The organism is Rhodococcus sp. SORGH_AS_0303 (genome assembly GCF_030819335.1).
Classification (GTDB): Bacteria; Actinomycetota; Actinomycetes; order Mycobacteriales; family Mycobacteriaceae; genus Rhodococcoides.
Window position 1 is genome coordinate 2,195,051 of the sequence record NZ_JAUTBO010000001.1, and the last position, 15,268, is coordinate 2,210,318.

Genomic DNA, 15,268 nt, shown 5'->3' on the forward strand with positions numbered 1-15,268 from the left:
CGAGTCGCCTTCCGCCTTGGTGCGGATCGTCGCCGGCGTCTCCGACACCGGCACGGTCGGTGCCGTGGTCGATCATCGCCGCAGACTGCCCGGCCGGGGTGCATGGTTGCATCCCGACGCGACTTGTCTGCAGCAGGCGGAGCGACGTCGAGCCTTCGGGCGTGCCTTGCGCGTGACCGGTCCGCTGGACCTGTCCGCGCTTGCCCGAGAGTTCGCACCGTGACGGTGTGGACCACACCCGATCGACCGGCCGAACGGTCGCGGCACCTCGCCGCGCCACGAGGAGAACAGGTACACGAATTCATGAGCACACCGTGAAGCACCGACGATGAACATCGTTTCGAGATAACCCGAGGTCGTGCGGGCGCCTGCCATAGGAGCCGCGCTCGACCTCTCAGTGAGGAGAGCAGTGGCAGGCAAGGCCCGCGTGCACGAGTTGGCTAAAGAACTCGGTGTCACCAGCAAGGATCTACTCGCTCGGCTGAAAGAGCAGGGCGAGTTCGTGAAGTCGGCGTCGTCGACCGTGGAAGCACCGGTCGCGCGACGTCTCCGTGAGTCGTACCCGTCCGCGTCCGGCGACGCGGCACCGTCGACCGGCGCCCGTCCGTCCGGAAACGGCGCAGGCCCGAAGCCGGGCGGCCCCCGCCCCGGTCCGAAGCCGGCTCCGGCGGCCCCCGAGGCACCGGCCGCAGCAGCACCCGAGGCGCCCGCCGCGCAGGCTCCGGCCCCGTCGGCTCCCGCCGCCCCGGCACCCGCTGCCCCGGCTCCGACACCCGCAGCACCTGCCGCTCCCGCGGCACCGGCTGCTCCGGCGGCACCCGCCCCCGAGGCACCGGCAGCGTCGGCGCCCACAGCGCCCGCTGCTCCCGGCCCCAAGCCGGGACCGAAGGCACCGCGCGTCGGCAACAATCCCTACTCGTCCGCACCCGTCGAGCGCCCCGCGCCGCGTCCCGCTCCGGGACAGGCCGGTCCGCGACCCGGCGCCCCGCGTCCGGCTCCGGGCCAGGGTGGACCTCGTCCGGCCGGCGGTGCACCCGCTCAGGGTGGAGCAGGTCGTCCCCCCGCAGGTCAGGGTGGACCTCGCCCCGGCGGACCCCGTCCCAATCCCGGCTCCATGCCTCCCCGCCCGAACCCGGGTGCCATGCCGAGCCGCTCGGCTCGTCCGGCTCCGGCAGCCGGCGGTCGTCCGGGTCGTCCCGGCGGCGCACCGGGCGGTCGTCCCGGCGGTGCCGGTGGCGGCGGCGGTTACCGCGGTGGCGGCGGCGGTGCACCCGGCGCTCCCGGTGCCGGCGCACCTGCCGGTGGCGGCTTCCGTGGTCGTCCCGGTGGCGGTGGCCGTCCCGGCCAGCGCGGTGCCGCGGCAGGCGCGTTCGGTCGTCCCGGCGGCGCGGTCCGTCGTGGCCGCAAGTCGAAGCGGGCGAAGCGCGCCGAGTACGAATCCATGCAGGCTCCCGCAGTCGGTGGCGTGCGGTTGCCCCGTGGCAACGGTGAGACGATCCGTCTCGCTCGCGGCGCATCGCTGTCCGACTTCGCGGACAAGATCGACGCGAACCCGGCTGCACTCGTGCAGGCGCTGTTCAACCTCGGCGAGATGGTGACGGCGACTCAGTCGGTCAACGACGAGACGCTGGAACTGCTCGGCGGCGAGATGAACTACGTCGTCCAGGTCGTGAGCCCGGAGGACGAGGACCGCGAACTGCTGAACTCGTTCGACCTCACCTACGGCGAGGACGAGGGCGGCGAGGACGAGCTCGAGCAGCGTCCCCCCGTGGTCACCGTCATGGGTCACGTCGACCACGGCAAGACGCGACTGCTGGATTCGATCCGTAACGCCACCGTGCGTGAGGGCGAGGCCGGTGGCATCACGCAGCACATCGGTGCCTACCAGGTCCTCACCGAGCTCGAGGGCAACGAGCGTCTGGTCACCTTCATCGACACCCCCGGTCACGAGGCCTTCACGGCCATGCGTGCCCGTGGTGCCAAGGCCACCGACCTCGCGATCCTCGTGGTCGCGGCCGACGACGGCGTCATGCCGCAGACGGTGGAGGCGATCAACCACGCCCAGGCAGCAGACGTGCCGATCGTGGTCGCGGTCAACAAGATCGACAAGGAAGGCGCGAACCCGGACAAGATCCGGCAGCAGCTGACCGAGTACGGCCTCATCGCCGAGGAGTACGGCGGCGACACGATGTTCGTCGACATCTCGGCCAAGCAGGGCACCAACATCGATGCCCTTCTCGAGGCAGTGCTGTTGACGGCCGACGCGGCGCTCGATCTGCGCGCCAACCCGGACATGGACGCACAGGGTGTCGCCATCGAGGCACATCTCGACCGTGGTCGCGGACCGGTGGCCACCGTGCTCATCGCTCGCGGAACCCTGCGTGTCGGTGACTCGATCGTCGCCGGCGATGCCTACGGCCGCGTCCGTCGCATGGTCGACGAGCACGGCGAGGACGTCATCGAGGCGCTCCCGTCGCGTCCCGTCCAGGTCATCGGCTTCACGTCGGTGCCGGGTGCCGGTGACAACCTGCTCGTCGTCGACGAGGACCGCATCGCCCGTCAGATCGCGGACCGCCGCAACGCTCGCAAGCGCAACGCGCTGGCAGCGAAGTCGCGCAAGCGGATCAGCCTCGACGATCTCGATGCCGCACTGAAGGAGACGTCGCAGCTCAACCTGATCCTGAAGGGCGACAACTCCGGCACCGTGGAGGCCTTGGAGGAGGCGCTGGTCGGTATCGCGATCGACGACGAGGTCGAACTGCGCGTCATCGACCGCGGCGTGGGTGGTGTCACCGAGACCAACGTCAACCTGGCGTCGGCGTCCAACGCGATCATCATCGGCTTCAACGTCCGTGCCGAGGGCAAGGCGACGGAGCTGGCGAACCGCGAGGGCGTGGACATCCGGTACTACTCGGTGATCTACCAGGCGATCGACGAGATCGAGAAGGCCCTCAAGGGTCTGCTCAAGCCGGTCTACGAAGAGGTCACGCTGGGCCAGGCCGAGATCCGCGCGCTGTTCCGTTCCTCGAAGGTCGGAAACATCGCCGGTTGCCTCGTCACCTCGGGTCTGGTGCGCCGCAACGCGAAGGCTCGACTGCTGCGTGACAACAACGTGGTCGCCGAGCTCGTCACCATCTCGTCGCTCCGGCGCGAGAAGGAGGACGCCACCGAGGTCCGCGAGGGCTACGAGTGTGGTCTGACGGTGACGTACTCCGACATCAAGGTCGGAGACGTCGTGGAGGCGTACGAGCTTCGGGAGAAGCCGCGCGACTGATCGACGAGAACGTACGGGTGTGGCCCGCGGCATGTCCGCGGGCCACACCCGTTCGTCGAAGACGGTGTCCGACCCTGCTATCGATGAGGTGCTCGTGTTTCTCGGTGCTCTCGAACTCGACATCCTGCTCGGCGACGTACATTCGCTGAAGGAGAAACGTTCGGTGATCAAGCCCGTCGTCGCTGCCCTGCAGCGCTTCGGTGTGTCGGCCGCCGAGACCGGGGAACAAGAGCGTTACCGTCGTTCGATGGTGGGTGTCGCCATCGCCACCGGGGACGTCGCCCACCTGCACGAGGTACTCGACTCGTGCGAGCGACACGTGGCCGAGAGGCCGGAACTACAACTACTCGCAGTTCGGCGCCGAGTGTTCGGGCCAGAGGACTGATGGACGAAGGAGACGCATCGTGGTGGACCAAGCCCGCGCTCGTAAACTGGCCAAGCGCATCGGTGCGATCGTCGCGACGGCCATCGATCACGAGATCAAGGATCCGCGGCTGTCGTTCGTGACGGTCACCGACACCAAGGTGACCCCGGACCTGCACGACGCCACCGTCTACTACACCGTGCGCGGCGAGACGCTCGACGCCGAGCCCGATTTCCAGGCTGCCGCTCTGGGTCTGGAGAAGGCCAAGGGCGCTCTGCGCACCAAGGTCGGTGCCGGTACCGGCGTGCGCTTCACCCCGACGCTGACCTTCCGTGCGGACACGGTGCCCGACACCGCGCGCCACATGGAGGAACTGCTCGAGCGTGCCCGCCAGATCGACGACAAGGTGGCTCAGGCCGCTGCGGGGGCGCAGCCCGCCGGTGATCCGGATCCGTACAAGGTGCCTCGAAGCGACACCGACGAGCTCTGAGACCCCGGTGACCGACACGCTGCGCGCAGACATGCAGAAAGCCGTCCGTCTTCTCGAGGACGCCCGGACGGTGACTCTGCTGTGCCACGTGCAACCCGACGCCGACACCATCGGCAGTGCGCTCGCCCTGGCCGTCGCGCTCTCGCGACGCGGCGCGCGGCCGACCGTGTCGTTCGCGGCGCCCGCCTCGTTGCCCGAGTCGATGATCGGTCTGCCGGGAGCGGAGTTCCTGGTGCCGCCCGCCCAGGTCCCGACGGACGCGGACCTGGTGGTCACCGTGGACGCCGGCAGTCGAGGCAGGCTCGGGTCACTGGGTGACCGGTTGGACGGCGCCGTGTCCCTGGTCGTCGACCATCACCGGTCCAACACCTTCTACGGCTCGCATCACGTGATCGATGCGAGTGCGGAGTCCACCACAGCGGTGGTCGCCGTGCTGTTCGACGAGTGGGGCGTCGAGATCGACCGGGACCTCGCGCACTGCCTGTTCGCCGGCCTCGTGACCGACACCGGATCGTTCCGCTGGGTCCGGCCAGGCTCCCACCTGCTGGCCGAGCGACTTCTCGCGACCGGGATCGACGGCGCCGCCATCTCGCGCCGCCTGCTTGACACCCACCCCTTCGCCTGGCTGCCGATGCTGGGCGCCGTCCTGGGCTCGGCGCGCCTGGTGCCGGACGCGGCCGGCTCGCGTGGGCTCGTCTACGCGATCGTGCGGCTCGAGGACTCTCGCGGACTGCGTCCCGAGGAGATCGAGAGCGTCGTGGACATCGTGCGCACCACCGCGGAGGCCGAGGTGGCCGCCGTGTTCAAGCAGAACGAGGCGGGCTGGGCCGTGTCGTTGCGCGCGAAGAGCAGTGTCGACGTCTCCGTCGTGGCGTCCGCGCTGGGTGGGGGCGGCCACAAGTTCTCCGCCGGCTACACCGCGACGGGCCCGATCGAGGACGACGTCGACGCCCTGGTCGCCGCGCTCGGGTGACCGATCGCTCCGCCGTGGACGGGCGGGTGTCCGCTCGCACCCTGTTCGGCCTCGCGTTCCCCGCACTCGGCGTCCTGGTGGCCGAGCCGCTGTACCTGCTCTTCGACTCCGCGGTGGTGGGTCGACTCGGTGCGCTCCCACTCGCGGGTCTGGCCGTCGGTGGCCTCGTTCTCGCCCAGGTGAGTACGCAGCTGACGTTTCTCTCGTACGGGACGACCGCGCGCGCGGCACGGCTGCACGGTGCGGGCCGGGACGACGACGCCCGCAACGAGGGCGTCCAGGCCACGTGGCTCGCAGTGGTGCTGGGCCTCCTTCTGATCCTGGTGGTCCAGCTCTTCGCGAACCCGATCCTGTCGGTGCTGGGCGGCGGGGGAGACATCACCGCCGAGGCCACCACGTGGCTCCGAGTCGGCGTGCTCGGCACCCCGTTGATCCTCGTCACGCTCGCCGGGAACGGGTGGATGCGCGGCGTGCAGGACACCGTGCGGCCGTTGCGGTATGTGGTGGCGGGGCTCGCACTGTCGGCCGTGCTGTGTCCCGTCCTCGTGCACGGTCTGATCGGCGTTCCGGCCCTCGGCCTCGTCGGGTCCGCCGTGGCCAACGTCACCGGCCAGGCCGTCGCCGCGACGCTGTTCGTGTCCGCCCTGATGCGCGGGCCGCGGACCCGCTCGCTCCGGCCGGATCTCGCGATCATCCGCCGCCAGCTCGTCCTCGGCCGGGACCTCGTGCTCCGCTCGTTCGCCTTCCAGGCCTGCTTCCTGTCCGCGGTGACCGTGGCGTCACGCTTCGGTGCCGGTGCGGTCGGGGCCCATCAGGTGGTTCTGCAGTTGTGGAATCTCGTCGCGTTGATGCTGGACTCGTTGGCCATCGCCGCACAGTCCCTGGTCGGCGCCGCGTTGGGAGCGGGCCGTGGCCGCGCCGCGTCGATGCTCGCCTCGCGGGTGACCGCGTGGTCCGTCGGTTTCGCCGTCGTGCTCGCAGGACTGTTCGCCGCCACCCACGCCGTGATCCCGCCGCTCTTCACGTCCGACTCGTCGACCCTGACGAGCATCGACGGCATCTGGTGGTTGTTCGTCGCGCTGATCCCCGTCGCCGGCGTCGTGTTCGCCCTCGACGGTGTGCTGCTCGGGGCCGGGGATGCCGCCTTCCTGCGGAACGCGACTCTCGCGAGCGCCGTCGTCGGATTCCTACCGCTGATCTGGCTCGCGGCGATCCTCGACTGGGGGTTGCCGGGAATCTGGGTGGGCCTGATGGTGTTCGTCAGCCTGAGAGCGGTCTCCGTGGTCTGGCGGACCGCGTCGGGCGCCTGGATCAGAACGGGGACCGATACCGTCGGGAGCCGAACATCAACCGCAGAAGGGTCGTGAGTGTGCCAGCCAAGTTGTGGGCCGTCAGCGACATCCACGTCGGTCACAAGGGCAACCGGCCCGTCACCGAGGCCATCGAACCGGAGAGCCCCGAGGACTGGCTGATCGTCGCCGGAGACGTGTCGGAGAAGACGGACGACATCCGCTGGGCGCTCGCCGAGCTGAAGTCGAAGTTCGACACCGTGATCTGGGTGCCGGGAAACCACGAGCTGTGGACCACGGTCAAGGACCCGGTACAGATGCACGGTGAGGCGCGCTACGACTACCTGGTCACGATGTGCCGGGAACTGGGTGTGCTGACGCCCGAGGACCCGTTCCCCGTGTGGGAGGGGGAGGTCGGGCAGGCCGGAGGCCGGTCGGGATATATGGGCCCTGTCACGCTGGTGCCGATGTTCGTGTTGTACGACTACTCGTTCCTGCCCGCGGGCACCACGAACAAGCTCGACGGTCTGGCCCTGGCGCGCAGCCGCAACGTGGTGGCCACCGACGAGTTCCTCATCACCCCGACGCCCTACGCGTCCCTCGACGCGTGGTGCGCGGCGCGGCTGGCGATCACCGAGAAGCGGTTGGCCGAGGTGGACACCTCGATCCCGACGGTGCTGATCAACCACTGGCCGCTGGTGCGGCAGCCCACCGAGGTGCTGTTCTATCCCGAGTTCGCCCTCTGGTGCGGAACCACGGCGACCAAGGACTGGCACACCCGCTACAACGCCCTGTGTGCGGTCTACGGCCACCTCCACATCCCACGGACGACGTACTACGACGGCGTCCGGTTCGAGGAGGTGTCGGTGGGCTACCCGCGCGAGTGGAAACGCCGCGGACTCCCGGATCAGGTGCTGCGACAGATCCTTCCGGTCCCCGAGTACCCGCCGGGATCGTTGAACAAGTTCGGCGGCCACTTCACGGTCACGCCGGAGATGGAAGCGGAAGTGGAGAAGATGCGAGCGGAGAAGCGACTGTGACGACGGCACGAGAGACCTCCCTGCTCGGCGGGCTGCTCGCGCGCGGCGTCGTCGCCGAGGAGCTGTTCGAGGATCCGCCCGGTCTCACCCCGCACCCCCGCGAGGCGCATCTCGTGGAGAAGGCCGTCGACAAGCGCAAGCGCGAGTTCACCTCGGCGCGGCACTGCGCCCGACTCGCGATGGGCCGGCTCGGACTCGAGCCCGGTCCGATCCTGCGCGGCGAGATGGGATCGCCGGTGTGGCCGGGCGGCGTCGTCGGCTCGCTCACGCACTGCGACGGCTATCGCGCCGCCGCCGTGGGCTACGCGTTGCAGGTCCGCTCGGTGGGCATCGACGCGGAACCGCACGAACCGCTGCCGGACGGCGTGCTGAAAGCCGTGAGCATCGAGGCCGAGCGTGAGGTCCTGGCCACCCGCACCGACGACGAGGTGCAGTGGGACAAATTGCTGTTCTGCGCGAAGGAGGCGACGTACAAGGCCTGGTACCCGCTGACCGGGCGGTGGCTCGGATTCGAGGACGCGCACATCACCTTCGAGCGCGATGCCGACTCGGCGGGACGCTCGACCGTCACCGGTACCTTCCGCTCCCGGCTGCTGGTCCCCGGCGACACCACCAGCGGCGCACCGCTCACCTCCCTCGACGGACGCTGGGCCGTCTCCGACGGCCTCGTCGTCACTGCGATCACGGTCTTCTGACGGCCGGCCTCCGGCCTTCCCGCTTTATGGACGGCCGGCCTCCGGCCTTCCCGCGATCTTCTGACAGACTTCTCCCTCGTGCCAGCTCACCCCAAACCCCCCACAGGACTCGACGGCGCCGGACTTCTGGTGGTGGACAAGAGTGGCGGAGTCACCAGCCACGACGTCGTCTCCGCCTGTCGCAAGGCCTTGAAGACGCGCCGCATCGGACACGCCGGCACTCTCGATCCCATGGCGACGGGGGTGCTGGTGCTCGGTGTCGAACGAGCGACCAAGATGCTGGGTCTGCTGTCGCTGACCACCAAGGAGTACACCGCGACCGTCCGCCTCGGAGCCGCCACCACCACCGACGACGCCGAGGGCGAGACGGTGTCGACGGCAGACGCGAGTGCGGTGACGGACTCCGGGATCGACGAGGCCGTCGCCGCGCTGACCGGGAAGATCAGTCAGGTCCCGTCGAGTGTCAGCGCCATCAAGGTGGACGGCAAGCGCGCCCACGCTCTCGTTCGGGAGGGCGAGGACGTCGTGCTCGAACCGCGCACGGTCACCGTCTCCCGCTTCGACGTCCTGGAGCGTCGCCGGGGGAGCGACGTGATCGATCTGGACGTCCACGTCGAGTGCACGTCCGGGACCTACGTGCGGGCGCTCGCGCGAGACCTGGGTGCGTCCCTGGGCGTCGGCGGCCACCTGACCGCGTTGCGGCGCACCCGGGTCGGACCGTTCACGTTGGAGCACGCCCGCACTCTCGACGAGGTGCGGGACGACCCGCACGTGAGCCTCGACATCGACGCTGCCGCTCGCACGGCGTTCCCGCACCGGACGGTCACGTCGGACGAGGCCGAATCGTTGAGCCAGGGACGCTGGCTCGACCCGATCGGGATGCCCGGCATCTACGCGGCACTGGACGAGAACGGCCACACCATCGCCCTGGTGCAGGAACGCGGCAAGCGGGCCAGCACCGTGATGGTCGTGCGGCCGGCCACGCTGCGCCCCTGAGTTCGTCGGGGCGGTCCGGCGTCAGTCCGTGGTCATCCAGATCGCCTCGGCGGCAACATGACCCAGGTCGAGTACCGTGTCGGCCACCTGCACGGCCACGGTCCCGGCGAAGTCGCGGCGCTCGACCATCGTGATCGACAGGTCGAGGGTGATGCCGATGGAATCGAAGTACCGCAACATGTCCGGATCCGAGTCGGAGATGCGGGTGACGTGGCCCTTCTGGCCCGCGACGAAATCGCTGAGCGGTACCGCCGGCGGCGCGGGAATGGTGCCGTCGATGGTAGGGATGGGATCACCGTGCGGGTCGCGTGACGGCCGACCGAGTTTGGCGTCGATGCGCTCGACGAGCAGGTCCGACACCGCGTGTTCGAGCACCTCGGCCTCGTCGTGCACCTCGTCCCAGCCGTAGCCCATCTCCTCGACCAGCCAGGTCTCGATGAGCCGATGCCTGCGGACCATGCCGATGGCGGCGCGCCGCCCGGCCTCGGTGAGTGTGATGGACCCGTAGCGGGCGTGGTCGACGAGGCCCTGATCGGCGAGTTTGCGTACGGCCTCGGAGACCGTGGACGGCGAGACGCACATCCGGGAGGCGAGCATCTTGGTGCTCACCGGCTCGTCGGAGTACTCGCTCGCGGTCCAGATGACCTTGAGGTAGTCCTGCGCGACGGTGGAGAGGGCAGGGGCTGGCACGCCGACAGCTTAGCCGTCGGTGCGCCGGACGTGACCGGTCCATCGTCGGCCCGTAGGCTCCTGGTCGTGGAGAGATGGCGAGGTCTCGACGATGTCCCGGCCGACTGGGGCAGATGTGTTCTGACGATCGGCGTGTTCGACGGCGTACACCGCGGCCACGCCCAATTGATCGACCGCGCCGTGACATCGGCGGCGGCACGCGGAGTGCCGAGTGTGCTCATGACCTTCGATCCGCATCCGATGGAAGTGGTGCGTCCGGGCAGTCACCCGGCCCAGCTGACCACCCTCACCCGGCGTGCCGAACTGGCCGAGGAACTGGGCATCGACGTCTTCTGCGTCATGCCTTTCACGCCGGAGTTCATGAAGCTCACCCCCGATCGCTACATCCACGACATCCTCGTCGAGCGGCTGCACGCCGCCGAGGTCGTGGTGGGGGAGAACTTCACGTTCGGCAAGAAGGCCGCCGGCAACGTCGCTCTGCTCCGGTCCGCCGGCACGCGGTTCGGGTTCGCGGTCGACGGTGTCACTCTGCTGGCCGAGGAGTCGGTCACGTTCTCCTCCACCTACATTCGTGCCTGCGTCGACGCCGGTGACGTCGCGGCCGCCGCCGACGCGCTCGGTCGACCCCACCGAGTCGAGGGCGTGGTGGTGCACGGTGACGGCCGTGGCCGCACCATCGGCTACCCCACGGCCAACGTCAAGCCGCCCATGCACGCCGCCATCCCGGCGGACGGGGTGTACGCGTCGTGGTTCACGGTGCTCGGGCCCGGACCGATCATGGGTACCGTGACTCCCGGAAAGCGTTGTCGCGCAGCGGTATCGGTGGGGACCAATCCCACGTTCTCGGGGCGCACCCGCACGGTGGAGGCGTTCGTCCTGGACGGCGACGCCGATCTCTACGGGCAGCACGTCGCGGTGGACTTCGTCGAGCGTCTGCGCGGCATGGAGGCCTTCGCGTCGGTGGACGAGCTGATCGCGCAGATGGATCTCGACGTCGACCGCGCCCGCGACATCCTCGCCGCCCTGGACGCCTGAATGAAGAGGTGTCGTTCGGGCCTCGGCCACTGAGGTAGGATGGACGACTGTTGTTCGCTGCGGTCCGCGGCGGCTGCAACACCGCGCCCTCGGGTGCGGCACCATCCACGCGCGGACGGCATTGCATCAGGAGTTTCACTGTGGCTTTGACCACCGAACAGAAGAAGCAGATCCTCGGCGAGTACGGCGTCCACGAGACGGACACCGGATCGCCGGAAGCCCAGGTGGCGATGCTCACCAAGCGCATCCAGGATCTCACCGAGCACCTCAAGGTGCACAAGCACGATCACCACTCGCGTCGCGGCCTGCTGCTGCTCGTGGGTCGTCGTCGTCGTCTGCTCAAGTACGTGCAGAAGGTCGACGTCGCGCGGTACCGCTCGCTCATCGAGCGTCTGGGACTGCGTCGATAATTTCCGTCATGGTTCACGCGATCGCGCCGGCGAGGCAGCCCACGGCTGTTCCTCGTCGGCCGTTCGTCGTGGACCGGTAGTGTCACAGCAGTACTCCCTCTCCGGGAGTGCGCAGCACCACAGGTAGGCCGCCGACTCGGCGGTGAGCACCATCAGCCGTTCGTCCCCGACACACGTCGCGGTGTCGGTCTTCGGTAGTGGTCTCTCGGTTTCCGGACGCGCGGAGCGCGACCCGGCCCGGGGGACTTCGATCGTGGGCCGCCTCCGCTCGCACGTCGACTCGGGGACGCCGCACCGGACCACCGGGTTCGAGTGCGCGCCCGGGTGGGCACGGCGAAGACGAGAGGACGAGAAGACTTCCATGTCAGAGACCACCACGAACACCGCAGCGGCCACCGAGGTCGACGAGGGCGTGTTCGAGACCACTGCCGTCATCGACAACGGGTCGTACGGCACCCGCACCATCCGCTTCGAGACCGGGCGGCTGGCCAAGCAGGCCGCCGGCGCCGTCGTCGCGTACCTGGACGACGAGACCATGCTGCTCTCGGCCACCAGCGCCTCGAAGCATCCCAAGGACCACTTCGACTTCTTCCCGCTCACGGTGGACGTCGAGGAGCGTATGTACGCCGCCGGCCGCATCCCCGGATCGTTCTTCCGTCGTGAGGGACGCCCCAGCACCGACGCCATCCTGACCTGTCGCCTGATCGACCGGCCGCTGCGTCCGACGTTCGTCGACGGACTGCGCAACGAGATCCAGGTCGTCATCACCGTGATGAGCCTCGATCCGAAGGACCTGTACGACGTCGTGGCCATCAACGCCGCGTCGGCGTCCACCCAGCTCGCGGGCCTGCCGTTCTCCGGCCCCATCGGCGGCGTCCGTGTCGCCCTGATCGACAAGCAGTGGGTCGCGTTCCCCACCAACGAGCAGCTCGAGAAGGCCGTGTTCAACATGGTCGTCGCCGGCCGCGTCGTCTCAGGCACCGGTGCGGACGCCGATGTCGCGATCATGATGGTCGAGGCCGAGGCGACCGAGAAGGTCATCGCCCTCATCGAGGACGGCGCGCAGGCGCCCACCGAGGCCATCGTGGCCGAGGGCCTCGAAGCGGCGAAGCCGTTCATCGCATCGCTGTGCGAGGCGCAGAAGCAGCTCGCCACGGCGGCCGCCAAGCCCACCGGCGACTTCCCGCTCTTCCCCGCGTACCAGTCCGACGTGTTCGAGGCCGTCGAGGGTGCGGCTCAGATCCCGCTCAACGAGGCGCTCACCATCGCCGGCAAGACCGAGCGCGAGAGCAAGCTCGACGAGGTCAAGAACCAGATCCTCACCAGCGTGGGCGACCGGTTCGAGGGCCGCGAGAAGGAGATCGGCGCAGCGTTCCGCTCGCTGACCAAGAAGCTCGTGCGTCAGCGCATCCTGCGCGACCAGTTCCGCATCGACGGCCGCGGCATCACGGACATCCGTGAGCTCTCCGCCGAGGTCGCCGTCATCCCGCGCGCCCACGGCAGCGCGTTGTTCGAGCGTGGCGAGACCCAGATCCTGGGCGTCACCACTCTCGACATGGTCAAGATGGCCCAGCAGATCGACTCGCTCGGACCCGAGACCAGCAAGCGCTACATGCACCACTACAACTTCCCGCCGTACTCCACCGGCGAGACCGGACGCGTCGGATCGCCGAAGCGTCGCGAGATCGGCCACGGAGCCCTCGCGGAGCGCGCGCTGCTTCCCGTGCTGCCCAGCCAGGAGGAGTTCCCCTACGCCATCCGTCAGGTCTCGGAGGCGCTCAGCTCCAACGGCTCCACGTCGATGGGCTCGGTCTGTGCGTCGACGCTGGGCATGCTCAACGCCGGTGTGCCGCTGAAGGCACCGGTCGCCGGCATCGCCATGGGTCTGGTCTCCGACCAGGTCGACGGTGAGACCCGCTACGTCGCCCTCACCGACATTCTCGGTGCGGAGGACGCGTTCGGCGACATGGACTTCAAGGTCGCCGGCACCCGCGAGTTCGTCACCGCCCTGCAGTTGGACACGAAGCTCGACGGCATCCCGTCGCAGGTTCTGGCCGGTGCGCTGTCGCAGGCCAAGGACGCGCGCGTCACGATCCTCGACGTCATGGCCGAGGCCATCGACGCTCCGGACGAGATGAGCCCGTACGCACCGCGCGTCACCGCGATCAAGGTCCCCGTGGACAAGATCGGCGAGGTCATCGGGCCCAAGGGCAAGATGATCAACTCGATCACCGAGCAGACCGGCGCCAACATCTCGATCGAGGATGACGGCACCGTCTACGTCGGTGCTGCGGACGGCCCGTCCGCACAGGCTGCGATCGACATGATCAACGCCATCGCGAACCCGCAGCTGCCCAAGGTCGGCGAGCGGTTCCTCGGAACCGTCGTCAAGACCACGGCATTCGGCGCGTTCGTCTCGCTGCTCCCCGGTCGTGACGGCCTGGTGCACATCTCCAAGCTGGGCAGCGGCAAGCGCATCAACAAGGTCGAGGACGTCGTCAGCGTCGGATCGAAGCTCCGCGTGGAGATCGCCGACATCGACAACCGCGGCAAGATCAGCCTCGTCCCGGTCGAGGACGACGCGGCAGCCGCCGCGCCGGCCGACGATCAGGTCGCCACCTCCGACGAGGTCAGCGCTGAGTAAGAAGTACACGAACGCGGCGGCGCGGTCTGCGGAGCTCTCGGGCTCCCGGCCGCGCCGCCGTGTGCGTACACCCGAACCGTCCGGCGTCCGCCGCACGGTGTTGCCGGGCGGCGTCCGAGTCGTCACGGAGTTCGTTCCCGGCGTGCGGTCCGCCTCGGTCGGCGTCTGGGTCGCCGTCGGTTCGCGCGACGAGGGCCGCACCGTCGCCGGTGCCGCGCACTTCCTCGAGCACCTGCTGTTCAAGGCCACCCCCACCCGTACGGCTCTGGACATCGCGCAGGTGATGGACGGAGTCGGCGGCGAGCTCAACGCGTTCACGTCCAAGGAGCACACGTGCTTCTACGCGCACGTGCTCGACGAGGACCTGCACCTCGGACTCGACCTGGTGGCGGACGTGGTGCTCCGCGGTCGCTGCCGCGCCGAGGACGTCGATGTCGAACGCCAGGTGGTGCTCGAGGAGATCTCGATGCGCGACGACGACCCCGAGGACCTGCTCGGTGACGCCTTCCTCACCGCGCTGTTCGGTGACCACCCCATCGGTCGTCCCGTCATCGGATCGGTGGAGTCCATCGAGTCCATGACGCGGAATCAGCTGCACTCGTTCCACACTCGGCGCTACACCCCGCCGCGCATGGTGGTGGCGGTCGCCGGCAACGTCGACCACGACGACGTGGTGGCGGGGGTCCGTCGCAGTTTCGCCGACCGGATCGCCGGTGCCGCCGAACCGGCACCGCGGCGTGGGGGAGCGGGCCGCATCACCGCGCGCCCGGCCCTGAGCCTGACGACGCGGGACAGTGAACAGGCGCACCTGTGCCTGGGCGTGCGGGCGTTCGGACGCCACGAGGGTCATCGGTGGGCGTTGTCGGTTCTGAACACCGCCATCGGCGGTGGGCTCAGTTCGCGTCTGTTCCAAGAGATCCGGGAGGAGCGCGGTCTCGCGTACTCGGTGTACTCGTCGGTGGACACGTTCTCCGACACGGGTGCGTTCTCGGTGTACGCCGGATGCCAGCCCGAGAATCTCGGCGAGGTCACCTCGGTGATCCGCGACGTGCTCGCGTCGGTGGCCACCGACGGCATCACGGACGCGGAGTGCGCTCGCGCGAAGGGGAGCATGCGCGGGGGACTGGTTCTCGGACTGGAGGATTCCGGATCGAGAATGAACCGGATCGGTCGCAGCGAGCTCAACTACGGCGACCACAGGTCGGTGGAGGAGACGCTCGCGCGCATCGATCAGGTGACCAACGACGAGGTCCGCGATGTCGCCCGGACCCTGCTGGCGCGGCCCATGGCGGCCGCCGTGGTCGGGCCGTTCTCGAAGGTGACGAAGCTCCCGGCCTCGGTACGCGGAGCCGTGGCCGGGAGCTGAGG

At 69.1% G+C, this 15,268-nt stretch carries 14 protein-coding genes; 13 read left to right on the forward strand and 1 reads right to left on the reverse strand.

Going from position 1 to position 15,268, the window contains the following annotated elements; all coding sequences use genetic code 11:
• Positions 1-19 precede the first annotated feature (19 nt).
• From QE449_RS10400 to truB, 9 genes are all read left to right on the forward strand, one after another.
• Positions 20-223, forward strand: coding sequence for a YlxR family protein (locus tag QE449_RS10400; protein ID WP_373425284.1), 204 nt, complete (start codon positions 20-22; stop codon positions 221-223).
• A 186-nt stretch (positions 224-409) separates the two neighbouring features.
• Positions 410-3,274: a translation initiation factor IF-2 gene (gene infB / locus QE449_RS10405; RefSeq protein WP_027505077.1), complete on the forward strand. Its 2,865-nt coding sequence runs from the start codon at positions 410-412 to the stop codon at positions 3,272-3,274.
• 94 nt (positions 3,275-3,368) lie between these two features.
• Complete coding sequence (locus tag QE449_RS10410) at positions 3,369-3,659, forward strand: DUF503 domain-containing protein (RefSeq protein ID WP_027505078.1); 291 nt, start codon at positions 3,369-3,371, stop codon at positions 3,657-3,659.
• A 19-nt stretch (positions 3,660-3,678) separates the two neighbouring features.
• On the forward strand, positions 3,679-4,128 hold the full coding sequence (gene rbfA / locus QE449_RS10415; RefSeq protein ID WP_027505079.1) for a 30S ribosome-binding factor RbfA: 450 nt from the start codon (positions 3,679-3,681) through the stop codon (positions 4,126-4,128).
• Between the two features lie 31 nt (positions 4,129-4,159).
• Positions 4,160-5,101, forward strand: coding sequence for a bifunctional oligoribonuclease/PAP phosphatase NrnA (locus QE449_RS10420; RefSeq protein ID WP_307097424.1), 942 nt, complete (start codon positions 4,160-4,162; stop codon positions 5,099-5,101).
• The gene (locus QE449_RS10425; protein ID WP_307108774.1) at positions 5,098-6,468 is read left to right on the forward strand and encodes an MATE family efflux transporter; all 1,371 of its coding nucleotides are present in this window, start codon (positions 5,098-5,100) and stop codon (positions 6,466-6,468) included. The genes QE449_RS10420 and QE449_RS10425 overlap by 4 nt, the downstream gene beginning before the upstream one ends.
• Positions 6,469-6,470: 2 nt before the next feature.
• Complete coding sequence (locus tag QE449_RS10430; protein ID WP_056444971.1) at positions 6,471-7,430, forward strand: metallophosphoesterase; 960 nt, start codon at positions 6,471-6,473, stop codon at positions 7,428-7,430.
• A 20-nt stretch (positions 7,431-7,450) separates the two neighbouring features.
• The gene (locus tag QE449_RS10435) at positions 7,451-8,125 is read left to right on the forward strand and encodes a 4'-phosphopantetheinyl transferase (protein WP_027505082.1); all 675 of its coding nucleotides are present in this window, start codon (positions 7,451-7,453) and stop codon (positions 8,123-8,125) included.
• A 78-nt stretch (positions 8,126-8,203) separates the two neighbouring features.
• Positions 8,204-9,121, forward strand: coding sequence for a tRNA pseudouridine(55) synthase TruB (gene truB / locus QE449_RS10440; RefSeq protein ID WP_222649191.1), 918 nt, complete (start codon positions 8,204-8,206; stop codon positions 9,119-9,121).
• 21 nt (positions 9,122-9,142) lie between these two features.
• Here the strand turns inward: truB and QE449_RS10445 are convergent, their stop codons facing one another.
• Positions 9,143-9,811, reverse strand: coding sequence for a metal-dependent transcriptional regulator (locus QE449_RS10445; protein WP_027505084.1), 669 nt, complete (start codon positions 9,809-9,811; stop codon positions 9,143-9,145).
• A 66-nt stretch (positions 9,812-9,877) separates the two neighbouring features.
• Between QE449_RS10445 and QE449_RS10450 the strand changes: the two genes are divergently transcribed.
• The 4 genes from QE449_RS10450 to QE449_RS10465 all read left to right on the forward strand — a co-directional run bounded on the left by QE449_RS10450 (position 9,878) and on the right by QE449_RS10465 (position 15,266).
• Complete coding sequence (locus QE449_RS10450) at positions 9,878-10,846, forward strand: bifunctional riboflavin kinase/FAD synthetase (RefSeq protein WP_222637681.1); 969 nt, start codon at positions 9,878-9,880, stop codon at positions 10,844-10,846.
• A 140-nt stretch (positions 10,847-10,986) separates the two neighbouring features.
• Positions 10,987-11,256, forward strand: coding sequence for a 30S ribosomal protein S15 (rpsO, locus tag QE449_RS10455; RefSeq protein ID WP_027505086.1), 270 nt, complete (start codon positions 10,987-10,989; stop codon positions 11,254-11,256).
• Between the two features lie 361 nt (positions 11,257-11,617).
• Complete coding sequence (locus QE449_RS10460) at positions 11,618-13,900, forward strand: polyribonucleotide nucleotidyltransferase (protein WP_056445309.1); 2,283 nt, start codon at positions 11,618-11,620, stop codon at positions 13,898-13,900.
• Positions 13,901-13,961: 61 nt separating this feature from the next.
• Positions 13,962-15,266: a pitrilysin family protein gene (locus QE449_RS10465; protein WP_051613192.1), complete on the forward strand. Its 1,305-nt coding sequence runs from the start codon at positions 13,962-13,964 to the stop codon at positions 15,264-15,266.
• Positions 15,267-15,268: the final 2 nt, after the last annotated feature.